Source organism: Bacillus sp. FSL W8-0848 (assembly GCF_038007805.1).
Taxonomy (GTDB): Bacteria; Bacillota; Bacilli; order Bacillales; family Bacillaceae; genus Bacillus; species Bacillus glycinifermentans.
In genome coordinates this window covers 191,406-206,984 of record NZ_JBBOYB010000001.1, presented here as the reverse complement: position 1 = coordinate 206,984, position 15,579 = coordinate 191,406, and the positions used below count along the sequence as shown (strand labels likewise).

Below are 15,579 nucleotides of genomic sequence, written 5' to 3'. Positions count from 1 at the left end.
CTGTAAAGGTGTTTTTTTATTTCTGATCCAAAGTCTGTGTCTCAATAGAAGCACGCTTCCCGATTCCGAACGCATAATAGCTGACTGTCACGAGAGCAAGGAAGATAACCCCTACAATTAAGGAGACGCGCGTGTCATCGTTGAACCACATGCCGACTAATACCATGAGCAAGAAGGCAATCGTCAAGTAGTTCGTCAAAGGGGCGAAAGGCATTTTGAACGGATGCTTGCCGATGTCGGCCCCTTTTGCCTTTCTGAATCCGATGTGGCTGAACAGAATGACAAACCATGGGATCATCCCCGGAAGAACGCTCGCGCTGTATACGTACACAAAAATATTAGGCGGTGCAATGTAGTTTAAGACGACACCGATGGCCAAGCCGATCAGGACGGCGATTGTCCCGTACAGCGGCACACCGTTTCTGGAAATCTTCTTAAAGAATGCCGGCGCCTGTCCGTTCACTCCGAGCGTATAAAGCATGCGCCCCGCGCTGAAAATCCCGCTGTTGCAGCCTGACATCGCCGCCGTAATGACAACGAAGTTAATGATGCCGGCCGCCGCGGTAATCCCGACTTTTGCAAAAGTCGATACAAACGGGCTGCCGATTGAATTCAGCTCATTCCAAGGGTAAACCGTGACAATCACGAAAATAGCACCGATATAAAAGATTAAGATGCGCCAAATAATGCTTTGAATCGCACTTCTTAACGTGTTCTGCGGATCTTTTGCTTCCCCTGCCGTAATCCCGATCAGTTCAACGCCTTGATAAGCTGCGATGACAAGAGACAGCGCAAAGAAAAATCCTGAAAATCCGCCGGTAAAGAAGCCGCCGTGCGACCAAAGGTTGGACAATCCGATGGCGTGTCCGCCATTTCCGAGCCCGAAGAAAATAATCCCGAGACCCGCCACGATCATCAAAACAATCGTCACAATCTTAATCATTGCAAACCAAAACTCAAATTCCCCAAACGATTTAACAGAGATGAGGTTTGCCCCTCCAAGAATCGCCATTGCGATAATTCCCGGCACCCAAGCGGGCAGATCCGGAAACCAGTACTGCATGTACTCCCCGACGGCGATAATCTCGCTCATCCCGACAATCACCCATTGAAACCAGTTGCTCCATGCGGTCATATAACCGGCCAGCGGATGTATATATTTATGGCCGAATGTCGCAAACGAACCGGTGCTTGGCTCCACATACAGCATCTCTCCCATTGCACGCATGATAAAAAAGATAAAGATTCCGCATATTGCATATGCAAGCAGGACAGACGGCCCAGTCCACTTAATCGTGCTGGAAGAACCCATAAATAAGCCGACACCGATTGTGCCGCCGAGCGCGATCATTTGGATATGACGCGCCCCAAGACCTCTCTTCAATTCCTTGTTCGCCACTTCTTTTCCTCCTCTAACACGGCTGATCAAATCTATTTCAGACGAAGTAGTAATAACAATCTGACAATTTTGATTTATAATATACGCCAAATTACTTATTTCATCATAATAAATTTCTCCGGAAAATACAATTGTTTTTTTCAGGAGAACACGTTTTAGTCTATTAAATAAGTAAAAATCAGTTATTTCAATATAAAGAAAATTAAGATATTTTAAAAGAGGTAGAAAAAACGGAACGCAGGAAGGCGTTCCCCTCTTATTTTAAGAAAAACACGTCAGGTTTAAAATGTCGTACAGCTCATCCAGTTTTTGAATTTGATAGGTTGGAACAATGCCGGTGTCGTTCGCTTTCATGCCGGGGTTCAGCCAGCATGTATCAAGCCCGGCGAGCCCGCCGCCTTTGATATCGGCCGTCAAGGAATCGCCGATGATCAACCCGTGCTCTGTTGAAAAGTCGGGAATCCTTGCAAACACATAGTCAAAGAATTCCTTCATCGGCTTTTGATAGCCGGTGTCCTCGGAAACAAAAATCCCCTTAAACAGCGGGTACAGCCCTGAATCGTGCAAGCGCCTGTACTGCGTCTTTGAAACGCCGTTCGTCACAATATACAGATCATAGCGGCTGTGCAGCTTTGTGATCAATTCCAAAGCCCCGTCCAACAGCTGATGGCCTTCCTCCAGAAAGCCGCGGTACCTCTTCTCCAGCAAAGCTCCGTCCGCCTCGCGGCCATATTCGCTGAATAAACGGGAAAAGCGGGTATTGACCACTTCGTCGCGGCCGATCTTTCCTTCTTCAAACTCCCTCCACAGACCTTGGTTGATTCGCTTGTAGTCGGCTTCGATTTCCTTTGTCAGCGGAAGGTCCTGTTCCTCAAAAAGCAGGCGCAATGCCATACTTTCCGCCGCGCGGAAATCCAAAAGTGTATCATCGACGTCGAAAAATAATGTTCGGTATGTTTTCACAAATATGCCTCCGTTTTTTAATCATTAGATGTCTCCAAGTCTTCAAGCTCCTTCTTCAGGGCGCTTGCTGTTTCAGCTTTCTCCCGCTCCGTTTGCCTGTCAAAGACAAGCTGTTCGATAAATTCCCAAATATCCTCCAGCCTGCGCTTCACCTGATAAAACCTTAAGGCCTGCCGATTCAGTTGAAATCCCTCATGAACCTCAAGGTAGACGCGCAAAAACTCTTGAAAATACGGCTGTTCCGCAAAAAACATCAGATCTGCTTCAACCGGAGCCAGTTTCAGCCCTTCCCAGTCGATCAACACCAATTCCCGCCCGGTCTTCATTAGATTCCAGTTGTGAAGATCGGTGTGACATAAAGCCAACTTCAGATCGGCGTTTTTCAAATGGTGTGAAAGCTCTTCGACCGTCTCTATCGCGCGGCGTATTGATTTGATATGCGGGGCAATCAGTTCTGCGGCTTCGCCGGGAAGTCCTTCACTCAGCAACGATCTCATCTGCCGGACAAATGGAACATCGAAGTTTTCCTTTATCCCGCCGGTTGCAACCGGGATGCCTTCTCCATACGAATGGAGCTTGGCAACGATTTGTGCAAGTTTTTCAATCTCTTCCGTATAGAGCGTCCTGCCGCCGATCGTTTCTCCGTCAATGTATTAGATTCCATGGTCATCCTCGCATTTGTAGGCGCCATGCTTCGTTGAGACCGGAACAGGGACGCTCCCTTTTAAGCGGGCAGGATGGCTGAGCCACTGAACAATCGGAGCGTAGACATCGATAAGAGCCGTTAATTTCGCGGTCGAAGCCCTTTTTTTATCATAAACCTTTAAAAAGTAATCCGCACCGCCGCCGGCCGTCTTATAAGCAAGAGCAGACCATCCGCCTTGCTGCGGGGAAACGGCGTTACTGTCTATACCATAATAAACGTTCAACACGTTCTTGACGTCAAACATCCCGTTCTCCTCCAAGAAAACTGCACCCCTTCACGAGATCAGGGGTGCGGCCGCGTATTAATAAATCTCTTTCGCGCCAGGTTTCAGCCGCCGGACATGCTTCAAGTACTGCCTGACCTTTCCGGCGTCTGCATAAGGATACTCATACCGAAAGTGTTCCGCCGCTTCAATCGCGGTCTCTTCAAATAAATCGGTCAATGCAAACAAAGCGCTCCAAACATCGTCATAGTCTCCGTGAGGATACGTCGCCAACAGCCTGTTCCATGTCTCTATATCAACGTAACGCTTCAGAAACTTGGCGTTCTTTCCAATGCTGAGCGAAAAATCGGTTTCGATGCCGACCTTCCATTCGAGCATTTTCAAAAGCATCGCCCTGGCAAGAACCAAATGGTCGATCGCATAAAGAATTTCCTGTCTCCACAAGCCTTTCGCCACATATGTCGAAGTCCACCAGCATTCATTGCAACAGTCTGCAAAGGCTTGTGCGGATGGCCGTTTCACCCAATACTCTTCATCCGTCGGCGGCGGAATCGCAGGCAAGCCGCCATCCTTATCCAACAAGATAACGGTCAAACCGTCTTCACGGCAATATTCATCCTTCTCTTCCATAGGAATAAGCATTAAGTCGATCCGGTTGCCGTCGGTAAACAGCATCATATAAGTAAAACGGTCGCCAAGCTCATTCGGAAACAATTCCATGTCTTCCGGCGTTTGCATGATGATCTGCTCTCCAAAGACATCGATCCAATCCGGATCATCCAAAAAAGACTGCATATCTGTCACAAGATACGCAATATCATAATCCCGGAAAGGGTCCTTGGGAACATTCGGATTCGTCCGCGACCCATTCATCCCGACCGCTCTGACTCTGTCATCTTCCTTGGCGACCTTTAGCACCAAATCCATGATTTCTTGTTCTGAACGCATATTCTAAAACCTCCTGTTATGTGATTGTTTTCCCAACCTACATGCCTCAGGAGGTCCCCTAATGCAAGGTTATATAAAATGCTCCAAACATGTCATTGAAACATCCTCCTTTTTAAGCTTGTTTGAGGTGATCGCCGAGGCGTTCAAACTGTGAACTAACACCCTGAATAACACCCATATCCATGACTTGCTGCAGCGCCTCTTTAGAAACAAATTGAGAACGCATGATGAGCTTCGTCTTATGTTCCTCTTCAAAAAACTCAATCTTCACCAAAGTCTCCGGCATTCCGGGAACTGCATTCCCTTCCTCATCCGCAAACACATCAACGTACACAATCCTCTCAGGCGCCAAGATATCCTGATAAACAGCCTTGCCCCAGGACACCTGCCCAAAATACTCCCCCTGGTTCTCATCTGTGCAACGCATCCCATAATGCCAAACGCCGTTCTGTTGAAACGCAAACTTACGATTTTCGGTTTTCCAGCCTTCAGGCCCCCACCAGCTTTCCAGCTGCCCGCCTTCTGAAAAAGCCTTAAACACCAGATCCCGCGGAGCGTTGAAAGCCTCTCAATGATGAGGTCGCACCCCTCTGTTTTCGCTTTCATCATGTTTCTCCTCCCAGATTTGACGTTCATCAAAGCGAATGTAAGCGTTTTAAAACTTGATACATCAAATATACCCAAAAAAGGATTTCCCGCCAAGAAAAACATGACATTTAAAGCGAAAGAGCTCGAGACTCCGCCGTCAACATCTATTGCAAAGCCTCTGACGAATGATAAAACTGAAGACGGGGAACAGCATACATTTTTCCAGACCGTGACAGGCGGTACCGTGCGCCTTTTTTCTTTCATGCCCGGATAATAAACCATATGTCATAGTCCTAATTTCTCTTTTTCGACATATAACGACAAAATATAGCAAGGATGTCAAAATAAATTAGTTTATTTGGTGGATGTCGATTTTCCCCGCAAGAATTATGATAGAAAAGTATGAAATTCGATCTAATTAAACATAGGAGGAAATTCACTTTAAAAAAGAAATTCATCAAACTTTTGTTGGTCTTAGCCGTTGCAATCGGAAGCTTTGCATCAATTGGTTTTGTCACTCCTGACACTGTACAGGCTAAAGATCGTACGATAAAATCCAAATCCAGTGTTTCCGTTTTTAGAGAAGGAAAATTATATTATAAAAAGGCAACATACTCCAACACCTTCGGTTATAGTTGGGCCGGACATCCTTTTACAACAATAGATACATATCGTTCAGGCAAAGTAAAAGCGACATTGCAATATAAAACGAAAAAAGGCTGGAAAAATTACAAAACGTTCTATGTTAAGAAAAAAGGACATACAATCTTTAAAGTAAGCAGCTACCTTGACCTGTACACGAAATTCAGATACAAATTCGAGAATGTAGATTCAAAAAAGCCGATTCCATACAAATTTTATTCTCATACTACGCTCAAGTTCAGCCACTCTGAAGCGAGTGCATTTGCTAATTCAAATCCTGCAAAAACAACGGAACAGACTCGAAAAACCAAATATAGTGTAAACGTGGCCCGAAAAGGAAGCCTATTTTATAAAAAACCAACATACACAAACACCTTCGGCTATTCGTATGCGTACAAATTGAACGGAGTCATCAGCGGATTTTGCGGTACATCAATAGATACAGATCGTTCAGGCAAAGTGAAAGCGACATTGCAGTATAAAACAAAAAAAGGCTGGAAAGATTACAAAACTCTTTATGTCACAAAGAAAGGTTTTACATACCTTAAAATTGACGTTCGCAACCTTGACTACTACACGAAATTCAGATACAAATTTGAGAATGTAGGTTCAAAAACGGCAATTCCGTACAGATTATATTCAAATACGCCCCACCAATATATAAAATAACATCTCTTTCGCCAACCAGCTAACAGGCTCCTGAAACCAGGAGCCTTTCTTATTACATTTGGGGATGAATTATATTTTTGCGCATCATTGAAGAACCGTTCCATGGCGAGGGTTCTTTACTACTGTTTGTGATTTGTTATCTGAATTCCTCCGTGGATAAAAACGCAAGTTATGCGGAATAACAGCAGGCTCCTGACATTAAGAGAAAGCCTCTATTTAAAGACTTTGATCAATTGCCGGTCTTCCAGAAAGAACATATCACCAATCTGATCAATATATTTCTTTTTATCCAGCTTTATGTGTTTGCCAAGCTGAAGAGTTGTTAAATGAATGTCAAGATCTAAACATCGTCTTTTTCTCTGTCTTCCTCTCCATCCATACAAGAATAAACTTCAATGTCCTCACCCTCGGCAATATTTCCGTTGATGTAGCGGAATAGCGCCTTTATGCTGTCACCGGGAATATGCAAATAGCCCGTAACCTCATATACAAACGGTTTGTTCAATTTCGTTTTGACCGCTTCATCCCCTTGCTCCAATGCAGTGATGTCAATTCCGCTCTTATCTTCTTCTCTAAAACTTCCCAGCGGCAGATCCTTATCGGCTGCGATAAAATGATGCAGTGTCATATACCTTTTCACCTTTCTTTTTAAAAAAAGGAAACCCTTAGATCAATTTTAATCTAAGGGTTCCAACATTTCCATCATTTAGCAGGATCCTCCGTCAACATCACATTGCAAATTCCCCGCCGTTTTTATTTTCCCGCTTTCCTCTTCAATCACCCGCTCAAACACCTCTCGAGCCGCAGCCCCGGAGATCCGTTCGCTGCCGATGATAAAGGTCGGAACGGCGGTGATGCCGGCTTCTTCATAGGCGTGCCTGACCGCCTGCTGTTGTATTTTCCGGTACTTTCTCGATACCAGCGCATCTTTAAAAGCCTTCTCATCCAAGCCGGCTTCTTTTGCAAGCTTCGCCAGGACCTCGATGTCGCCGATGTTTTGCTCTTCCTGGAAAAATGCACTGTAAACTCTGTCATTGTATTCTTTCGCTTTGCCGTGCTCTTTCGCAAAGTGATAGCCTTCATGGGCCAAATCTGTATACGGATGCGGGGAAACGTTCGGAAGCTTCATATTGACATCCCACGCTTCAATTCTCGGAGCAATGGCGCTTTCCCACATCGCCAATTTCGCCGGATCGTTCAGCGGATCCAACGGCTCGTAAGGACGCGGCCGCAGTTCGAACGGCATCCATTCGACCTCCACATCCTTTCCTTCAATCGCTTTCTCAAACTGGTCTTTTCCGAGAAAGCAGAATGGGCAGACGTAATCGGAGTATACTTTAACTTTTATTGTCATGTGTTTTCCTCTCTTTTTCATCTATTTGTAACAATAATAGTTACAACGGAGTTATCTGTCAATACCTTAACACTGGATTAAAATCCTCAGGCCTGGGAACTTTGGCACTATTCATATCGTAGTATATGCGTGACAACTTGTTGTTTCATTCTTAAAAAAGGAGGGATTCCAGTTATGAAACTGAATGTCTCATATGTTTGCAGATGCAAAACTATAAAAAGGAGTTTATCCATATGAAAACAGAGAACAAACAAAACAGCTTAAAACCGTTTTTCTCATTGATTCTCTCGACCGGCGTCCCTAAGCTTGCATTGACCATCGGTTTGGCCGCAAGCCTCGTCACATCGGCAGTCGGACTCTCAATCCCGCTGTTGACCAGGGAATTGGTAGACGGCTTTTCCGCCAATTCGATCAGCATGGGCTTAGTGGGCATCCTTGCACTCGTTTTTATTATGCAAGCGGTCTGTGACGGATTTTCAACCTACTTTCTTGCCTATGCTGGGCAAAAAGCGGTCGCTTCTTTGCGGGAACGGATGTGGTTTAAACTGCTGCGCCTTCCTGTCCGCTACTTTGACGAAAAAACGAGCGGGGAGACGGTCAGCCGCGTCGTCAATGATACCGGCATCGTCAAAGGTTTAATTTCCGAGCATTTTCCGCAGTTCGTTTCGGGGCTGATCACGATTATCGGCGCCGTGGTCATTCTGCTGATTATGGATTGGAAAATGACGCTCCTCATGCTCATTGCCGTCCCGATTACGACCGTCATTATGGTCCCGCTCGGCATGAAAATGCAGACAGTGTCTAAAGCTTTGCAGGACGAAACCGCTTCGTTTACAGGAAATGTCCAGCAGACATTAAGCGAAATCAGGCTGATGAAAGCATCGAACGCTGAAACAGCAGAAGAAACAAAAGGGGCATCAGGCATTGCAAAACTGTTCACATACGGCCTGAAAGAGGCGCGCATTTTTGCGTTTATTTCCCCGATTATGCACTTTGTCATTATGATCGTCATCGTCGCGATCATCGGCTATGGCGGCATCCGCGTATCAGAAGGCACGATGACGACAGGCTCGCTTATCGCCTTTTTGCTTTATCTCTTTCAAATCATCTTTCCGATTACAATGTTTACAATGTTTTTTACTCAGCTTCAAAAAGCAAAAGGCGCCACAGAGCGGATTATCGACATTTTGAATACGGAAGAGGAAGAAGGGCGCGAAGGGGAGGAAATGGATATCTCAGACAAAGCGATACACGTTCAGAACGTGTCCTTCTCTTATACCGATGCTGAACCCGTCCTTCGCAATGTATCATTTGACGTCGAACCCGGTCAAATGATCGCGTTTGCCGGCCCAAGCGGCGGCGGGAAAACGACGATGTTCGGCCTGCTTGAACGCTTCTACGAACCAAGCTCAGGAGTCATTACCATCGGCGACACCCCGATTCAGGAGCTGTCGATGAAATCGTGGCGCAGCCAGATCGGCTACGTATCACAAGACAGCCCGATGATGGCCGGGACGATTCGCGAAAACCTTTGCTACGGATTAGACAATGCAGATGAGATTAATGATGAAAAACTATGGGAAGTAGCCAAGATGGCGTTTGCCGATGGATTCATCAAGCAATTCCCCGACCAGCTCGATACAGAAGTCGGAGAACGCGGCGTCAAGCTCTCAGGCGGACAAAGGCAGCGCATCGCCATCGCCCGCGCCTTCCTGCGCGACCCGAAAATCCTGATGATGGACGAAGCGACGGCAAGCCTTGACAGCCAATCGGAAGGCATCGTCCAGCAGGCGCTCTCCCGCCTCATGGAAGGGCGCACAACCTTCGTTATCGCCCACCGCTTATCGACGATCGTCGACGCGGATCAGATAATTTTTATCGAAAAAGGCGAGATTACCGGAATGGGCCGGCACCATGAGCTGATTGCTTCCCATGCGTTGTATCGGGAGTTTGCCGAGCAGCAGTTGGCGTAGAATAAAATAAAGGTGTCCTGAATGAAGATCGGGACACCTTTTTATCTAGCTTTTTTCAGTTTTTGTAAAACAGAACTGAGTTCCAGTCCGATTGGTTTGCAACGCATAGGTTATATTGAGCATTCCTGATATGTCATCAATGATGTTTAATCCAAGCCCCGCTTCTTTATTGATAATGGTGGTATGTAAAAACGGACACAGACAGTATGAGAGCCGCAGCAGCGATCATGCCAAATAAGATTCTCAGGACTTTGATTAACCTTCTCATATGAATCTCCTCTCATTTGATATTGAAAGGATACGATAGGAAAATAAATTTCTGATAAATTAGAATTAAAATCGCTTTTGACATTCCCCTTACGGAAAGATGTATAACAGAATAGAACCAACAATCATTCAAGAACGGAGGTGACCTCTTGCTATCGATTGGAGAATTTTCGAAGATATGCGGAGTTTCTACAAAAACGCTTCGATATTATGATGAAATCGGATTAATACATCCTGATGAAATTAATCCTGAAAACGGATATAGATATTATTCCATCGGGCAGCTTAAAAAGATGCTTTTGATCAACCGTTTGAAGTCTTTTCATTTTTCGCTGGAAGAAATCAAAGTCATCTTGGAACAGGAAGAAGAAAAGCTTTATACCGCCCTTCATCGCAAGAGAAATGAACTGCAGGAAAAGTTACATGATCTTGAATATACTCTAAAACAAATAAGCACAGATATTTCAAATGTAGAGAAGGGCATTCCAATCATGTCTTCTCTCGAGAAAATAGAAGTACAGCTTGTCGAAACCGGGCCAATGAATCTCCTTTATATCCGCCAGATGCTGAACAGCGATGATTATGCAGCAGGATATGGCAAGTATATCAGCAGGCTGTATGAAAAGATTGCTCACGAAGAGCTCACCTTGCTTGGTATGCCGATGACGATTTACCACAGCCCTGAATACAACCCTGCCGGGAATGATACGGAGTTTGCGATTCCGGTAAAGGAACCTGTACAGGGAACGAGAGATTTTCCCGGAGGCCTTTGTGCGAAGTCTGTTTTAAAAGGTCCATATTCAGAATTGACATCGGTATACGCCAGACTGAGGGAATGGGTCGAAAACGAAGGATACGAATTGGTGAGTTCGCCATATGAAGTATACGTAACAGACCCTGATCATACCGCCGCGTCTGAAGATCTTGTGACCGAGGTGTATTTTCCCGTAAAGAAAAAATAGAGAGGTATCGATCATGCAAAACAACGACTGGCAAGCAAAAGGCCCGGAAACCTTGGGTATGGACTCTGAAAAACTTTTAAAGCTGGAACCTATGATCAAATCGGAGTACAGCAATATAAACGGCATTGTTGTTGTGAGAAATGGATATATCGCTTACGAAAGATATCATAATGGCTATGGCCCCGATGATATGCACCATGTCGCATCTGTTACGAAAAGCATCATCTCGGCACTCATCGGTATTGCCATTGAGGCAGGATATATCAAGGATGCCGATCAACAGGTGCTGGACTTTTTTCCCGAATGCGATACTGCCGATAAGACAAAACAGGACATCACCATACGTCATCTTCTCACAATGACGGCTCCCTATCCATTTGAGGACTGGCACGAACCGCTCGACAAGATGTGTATGCAGCCTGACTGGGTAGCGTATACGCTGGATATGCTCGGCCAAAAAGGAAGGATTGGAACCTTTAAATATTCCACCGCAGGCGCGCACCTGCTTTCTGCCATCATCACCCGGAGTACGGGACAAAGCGCCCGTGAGTTTGCCAATAAACATTTATTTGCACCAACCGGCATGAAAGAAATCCCGGATTATAACATGACATCATTCGGCTTTGACGACCTTTTCGGAAAAAACGTGAAAGGCTGGGTACATGACCCGGACGGCAACTCAACGGGCGGATGGGGGCTTACGCTGACTCCGCGGGATATGGCGCGTTTCGGTTTTCTATATGTAAACCGCGGAATTTGGAACAATCAGCAAATTGTTCCGGAGTCGTGGATTGAAGAATCAACAGCGATGAACCCAAATCAATACGGTTATCTATGGTGGCTGCGTGAAGAGGACGGCGTTTTTGCACACTGTGCGCTGGGCGATGGCGGCAATGTCATTTGCTGTATTCCGGAAAAAGACCTAGTTGTAGCGATTGCTTCACAATTCATGAAGAACCCTGGTGATAGGTGGACACTGATTAAGGAATGTATAATCCCGGCTGTCATAGACTAGCGGCGGATTTGAAAAAGCTGCCGTGTTCTATTTGCTCTTTTCCAAGCGTTCAAATTAAAATGAGTTTAATATCGTTTAGGTTGTCAGCCTGCCCGCCTCATCCAAACGTTAAGGGGGTCAAAACATGAATTTTCAGCTCAAAGAAGCAATCGAAATTCTGGAACGCACGCCAAAAACGCTGAGCCATATGCTGACCGGATTATCGATCTCGTGGATCAATTGCAATGAAGGTGAAGCCACATGGAGCGCCTTTGATATAGTCGGCCACCTGATTGAAGGGGAAAAGAATAATTGGATCCCGCGAATCGAAATGATCCTGACAAAGGGAAAAACGGAAACATTTCCTCCTTTTGACCGTTTCAGTCAACTTCAGCAAAACGCTGACAAAACAATCGAAGAGCTGCTTAGTGAGTTTGCAAAGCTCCGTCGGGAAAACGTGGAGACATTGCGGCGGCTGATTCAGCCTCATACTGATTTCGAACAAACGGGCGTACACCCTGAGTTTGGTATCGTCAAGCTAAGAGAGCAGATTTCAACATGGGTGGCTCACGATCTCACCCACATATCTCAAATCGCAAGGGTGCTGGCGAAGCGGTATCAAGAGGATGTCGGGCCTTGGAAGGCTTATTTGCGGATTTTGAACAGCTGAATGGTACTCGTTAATATTTTTACTCCAGAACAATCTTTGAAAACATATTAGTGTGCCTTCTGACACATCTTGAGCAATGTTTCGAGAAGTTCTTCCGGACATAAAACCTCCTTGGGTTACCTAAACCAAAGGGGGTTCTCATTTTTATCGATAGCCTTGTTGGTCTGAAGACTTTTCGCGTTGTTTAAAATATTCACTTTGCAACAGCCCCATATGCACAATGTCATGCCAAACACCTTCCCTTGATATCGTACAGTTTGATATACGGTTTTGCTTTCTTTTGCGCCAGGTGCCATAAATACACCTATTGAAGAAAGAAAAATTTAGGTGAGTAGCCTGTTAAGAGTTTCTTGACAGGCTGTATACACGTGAAAAACATTTCTTAAGCTGAGTACTGTCCCATCATCACCCATATCCAAGCTGCAGGCCTTATTTAATCCACTTTCTTTATGCCAGCCAAAGGATTTAAACTTAAAATAGCAACTGATTTCAAGGCAAAACGCTTTTCCCCGCCGTCACACTGTACAGATGATACATCAGGTGGCCGATGGCGCTGACGGGCAGTTCGCCCCCCCCCCCCGGAGCATTCTTACTCCTGCTCAATAAACGAATACTTCTCGGGAGCGGCCAATACATAAAACAGCGCGAAGAACATCTTCCACCCCCGGACCGGACTTCCACATCTAAACTTTAACACTTCGCCTTCATCTAATGTAAACCTCAATGTTTGGCTTGTGCACCAATTAATTTTCACTTGGATAACGTGTTCACCAGGCTGTAAATCGATTCGCAGCCTTCCGCCATCTTTGATTTTTCCTGCCTCGACACCATCAATCAGCACTGAAAATCGTCTCATTTTATTGATGTACTGCGATGTTCTGTTAACTTCAACGTATGTCTCCTTGTTCACGATTACACATCCTCTTATTATTTATACGGGCATCATGAAAACCGCCTCGACATGCTGCTGTGTGAACGGATCTCACTTCTAATTTAGAGCCCTTTTTAGACTACCGGAAAAAACACCGGATGGACACGTTCATTTTATTTCTTATTTCAATTCTATATGAGACTGATTCTTTTTTTAAAGATAAAAATACCCCTTCAGATCATCCAATCCAAAGGGGTAAAAACTTTTATTTCAAAAAGCTTCTGCTCCACCATAACTCAGCGCTTCGCCAGGCGGCTTATCAACATCACAGCTGCGGCGCAGTATCCTAGATGGCGGAGACAAGCGAAGCGAACTCCGAGTGTATTTCAGGCAGGATAAAACGATCGTCTGCTTATTCCAGACTTTCAGTGAGATCCAGCAATCGTTGGCGCAGCGGGCTGTGACTTCTTTGACGTTTCTGCGTGCTGTGCTCCTGTGTTGCAAGGACGATAACCGATGAACCTTCTCAGATCAATGTGATCGTGCTGTGCTTCAGTTTGCAACGAGCAAAGCCTTCTCGAACTGAACGTTTCTCCTTTCCTGGTCATACGCTGGCATTCTAAATTATGCTATTGTATATGAAACCATTGAATCTCCAAAGCTCATCAGGCAGCGTATTATTGATTGATTTCTTCTACATGTGATGCTTTTTCTTTAAGATGTGAGCTAAAAGTCATCAATGAAACAACAATCGCAATCATAACCCCCAATGCGCCAATCCAAGTAATCGAAGCCAATGATACGTTCTCTACAAAAATACCCCCTATTCCCGCGCCGACAGCCATCGCTAACTGCATCATCGACTGATTGATGCCAAGCAATACACCTGACAATCCCGGCTCTATTGTCGCTAAGTGATACTGCTGCGTCGGGCCTGTAGACCATGCCGCAAACGACCATAATATGAGAATGACCAATACGCCGATGTATGAGTGGGTGACAAGCGACAGCAAAATCAGTGTGATGATATGCAATGTCATCCCGCCGACCAGTGTAAAGGGCACTCCCCATTTATCAGTGCTGTATCCTCCGAACTTCGATCCAACCAAACTGGCGATTCCGAATATAAGCAAGACGCCGCTAAGCAGCTTGCCGCTTATCCCAGAGACGGTCAGGAGGTATGGCGACAGATACGTATAAGCAACGGAATATCCCCCGAGCCAGAAGAAAGTGATCGATAATCCCATCGCCACTTTCGGTTTTTTAAAAAGAGAAAGCTGCTGAAGCAACGGGACCGGCTTATCCCCCTTAATTTGCGGAAGCGTAAGGAACATAACGGCCATTGCGATAAATCCCAACAAAGCAATTCCGCCAAATACAGATTTCCATCCTAATGCTTCTGACATCATTCTTCCAAGAGGAACACCGATAATGAGAGAAGCGGTAAAGCCCATGACGACAGTAGCAATTGCACTGCCCTGCTTGCCTTCCGGAGCGATCTTGGCGGCAATCGTTAATGCGGTAACAACAACCATACCAGCTCCCATCGCCATAATGACCCGCGCCGCAATAAACCAGCCATAACCAGGCAGTATGAAAGCCAGGATATTTCCTATCACAAACAAACCGAGGGCATAAATCATTAATTTGCGCCTATCCATGCTTGCGGTCAGCGCCATCAGAATGGGTGTGAAAATAGCATACACAAGCGAAAAGATCGTAATGAGCTGGCCGGCTGCTGCCAAAGTGATCCCAAGTGTATGAGCAATATTATCTAAAATGCCGGAAATGATGTACTCTGAGGTTCCTACCAGGAAGCTGACAATCGCTAAAATATAAATTTTCCATGTGTTAGACAAAGACGTTCACTCCTAAAATAAAAATTGTTATATCGCGAAATGACGATATGTTTGTTTTAAAAATAAACATATCACAATATGTCGATATGTATGGTGTAAAAATAAACATCTTAAGATGCTTATTTTTCATATCTCTGTTTTAAGAAAGTCGGCAAGTTTTTTAATGGCTTCTTCATCTCTTTTGTAGTACGTGTACTTTCCGATGCGTTCAGCCTTAATCAGGCCGGCTCTTAACAGTATGGTGAGATATTGGGAAGCCGTTGATTGCGTCATTTTCAATTTGTCAGTTATTTGGCTGACACAGACCCCTATTGTGTTCATATCAATCCCTTCATGGGGCGTAAAATGACGATCAGGCGCCTTCAGCCATTGCAAAATTTGCAGCCTTGATTCATTTGATAAAGCTTTGAATACTTCAATTGGTTCCATATAAATTATTATATCGTGATTTCACGATATGTCAATGTGTGTTTGTCTTTAGATGTCTTCCT

At 45.2% G+C, this 15,579-nt stretch carries 13 protein-coding genes and 2 pseudogenes; 5 read left to right on the top strand and 10 right to left on the bottom strand.

Annotated features, from left to right (window positions below):
- Positions 1-16: 16 nt before the first annotated feature.
- The 5 genes and pseudogenes from NSQ39_RS01180 to NSQ39_RS01160 all read right to left on the bottom strand — a co-directional run bounded on the left by NSQ39_RS01180 (position 17) and on the right by NSQ39_RS01160 (position 4,780).
- Positions 17-1,399, bottom strand: a complete 1,383-nt coding sequence (locus NSQ39_RS01180; RefSeq protein ID WP_175075354.1) for an amino acid permease — start codon at positions 1,397-1,399, stop codon at positions 17-19.
- A gap of 261 nt (positions 1,400-1,660) precedes the next feature.
- Positions 1,661-2,362 (bottom strand): YjjG family noncanonical pyrimidine nucleotidase, encoded by a 702-nt coding sequence (locus NSQ39_RS01175; protein WP_175075355.1) that lies wholly within the window; start codon positions 2,360-2,362, stop codon positions 1,661-1,663.
- Between the two features lie 17 nt (positions 2,363-2,379).
- Positions 2,380-3,312 (bottom strand): annotated as a pseudogene (locus tag NSQ39_RS01170) (aminoglycoside phosphotransferase family protein).
- Positions 3,313-3,369: 57 nt separating this feature from the next.
- Positions 3,370-4,239 carry an aminoglycoside 6-adenylyltransferase gene (locus NSQ39_RS01165; RefSeq protein ID WP_175075356.1) on the bottom strand — a complete coding sequence of 290 codons (870 nt, stop codon included), beginning with the start codon at positions 4,237-4,239 and terminating at the stop codon, positions 3,370-3,372.
- Positions 4,240-4,351: 112 nt separating this feature from the next.
- On the bottom strand, positions 4,352-4,780 hold the full coding sequence (locus tag NSQ39_RS01160) for an SRPBCC family protein (RefSeq protein WP_445662403.1): 429 nt from the start codon (positions 4,778-4,780) through the stop codon (positions 4,352-4,354).
- A 512-nt stretch (positions 4,781-5,292) separates the two neighbouring features.
- Here NSQ39_RS01160 and NSQ39_RS01155 point away from each other — a divergent pair.
- Positions 5,293-6,138, top strand: a complete 846-nt coding sequence (locus tag NSQ39_RS01155) for a hypothetical protein (protein WP_341013975.1) — start codon at positions 5,293-5,295, stop codon at positions 6,136-6,138.
- A gap of 212 nt (positions 6,139-6,350) precedes the next feature.
- Here the strand turns inward: NSQ39_RS01155 and NSQ39_RS01150 are convergent.
- Both NSQ39_RS01150 and NSQ39_RS01145 read right to left on the bottom strand, forming a co-directional pair.
- Positions 6,351-6,766: pseudogene (locus tag NSQ39_RS01150) on the bottom strand (hypothetical protein).
- A 78-nt stretch (positions 6,767-6,844) separates the two neighbouring features.
- Positions 6,845-7,492 (bottom strand): DsbA family oxidoreductase, encoded by a 648-nt coding sequence (locus NSQ39_RS01145; RefSeq protein WP_175075358.1) that lies wholly within the window; start codon positions 7,490-7,492, stop codon positions 6,845-6,847.
- Between the two features lie 233 nt (positions 7,493-7,725).
- Here NSQ39_RS01145 and NSQ39_RS01140 point away from each other — a divergent pair, with 233 nt between their 5' ends.
- The 4 genes from NSQ39_RS01140 to NSQ39_RS01120 all read left to right on the top strand — a co-directional run bounded on the left by NSQ39_RS01140 (position 7,726) and on the right by NSQ39_RS01120 (position 12,358).
- On the top strand, positions 7,726-9,465 hold the full coding sequence (locus tag NSQ39_RS01140) for an ABC transporter ATP-binding protein (RefSeq protein ID WP_175075359.1): 1,740 nt from the start codon (positions 7,726-7,728) through the stop codon (positions 9,463-9,465).
- A gap of 416 nt (positions 9,466-9,881) precedes the next feature.
- On the top strand, positions 9,882-10,694 hold the full coding sequence (locus NSQ39_RS01130) for a MerR family transcriptional regulator (protein ID WP_175075360.1): 813 nt from the start codon (positions 9,882-9,884) through the stop codon (positions 10,692-10,694).
- Between the two features lie 13 nt (positions 10,695-10,707).
- Positions 10,708-11,709 (top strand): serine hydrolase domain-containing protein, encoded by a 1,002-nt coding sequence (locus tag NSQ39_RS01125; RefSeq protein WP_175075361.1) that lies wholly within the window; start codon positions 10,708-10,710, stop codon positions 11,707-11,709.
- A 124-nt stretch (positions 11,710-11,833) separates the two neighbouring features.
- Positions 11,834-12,358 carry a DinB family protein gene (locus tag NSQ39_RS01120; RefSeq protein ID WP_341013970.1) on the top strand — a complete coding sequence of 175 codons (525 nt, stop codon included), beginning with the start codon at positions 11,834-11,836 and terminating at the stop codon, positions 12,356-12,358.
- A 589-nt stretch (positions 12,359-12,947) separates the two neighbouring features.
- Here the strand turns inward: NSQ39_RS01120 and NSQ39_RS01115 are convergent.
- The 3 genes from NSQ39_RS01115 to NSQ39_RS01105 form a co-directional block, all read right to left on the bottom strand.
- Positions 12,948-13,268, bottom strand: coding sequence for a hypothetical protein (locus NSQ39_RS01115; protein ID WP_175075363.1), 321 nt, complete (start codon positions 13,266-13,268; stop codon positions 12,948-12,950).
- A 638-nt stretch (positions 13,269-13,906) separates the two neighbouring features.
- Complete coding sequence (locus tag NSQ39_RS01110) at positions 13,907-15,088, bottom strand: MFS transporter (protein ID WP_175075364.1); 1,182 nt, start codon at positions 15,086-15,088, stop codon at positions 13,907-13,909.
- Positions 15,089-15,214: 126 nt separating this feature from the next.
- Positions 15,215-15,517: an ArsR/SmtB family transcription factor gene (locus NSQ39_RS01105; RefSeq protein ID WP_175075365.1), complete on the bottom strand. Its 303-nt coding sequence runs from the start codon at positions 15,515-15,517 to the stop codon at positions 15,215-15,217.
- Positions 15,518-15,579 lie beyond the last annotated feature (62 nt).

Coding starts and splice junctions, on each gene's coding strand:
- NSQ39_RS01165 (WP_175075356.1), bottom strand. CDS start 4,239: ATGCGTTCAGAACAAGAAATCATGGATTTGGTGCTAAAGGTCGCCAAG.
- NSQ39_RS01145 (WP_175075358.1), bottom strand. CDS start 7,492: ATGACAATAAAAGTTAAAGTATACTCCGATTACGTCTGCCCATTCTGC.
- NSQ39_RS01140 (WP_175075359.1), top strand. CDS start 7,726: ATGAAAACAGAGAACAAACAAAACAGCTTAAAACCGTTTTTCTCATTG.
- NSQ39_RS01125 (WP_175075361.1), top strand. CDS start 10,708: ATGCAAAACAACGACTGGCAAGCAAAAGGCCCGGAAACCTTGGGTATG.
- NSQ39_RS01120 (WP_341013970.1), top strand. CDS start 11,834: ATGAATTTTCAGCTCAAAGAAGCAATCGAAATTCTGGAACGCACGCCA.
- NSQ39_RS01105 (WP_175075365.1), bottom strand. CDS start 15,517: ATGGAACCAATTGAAGTATTCAAAGCTTTATCAAATGAATCAAGGCTG.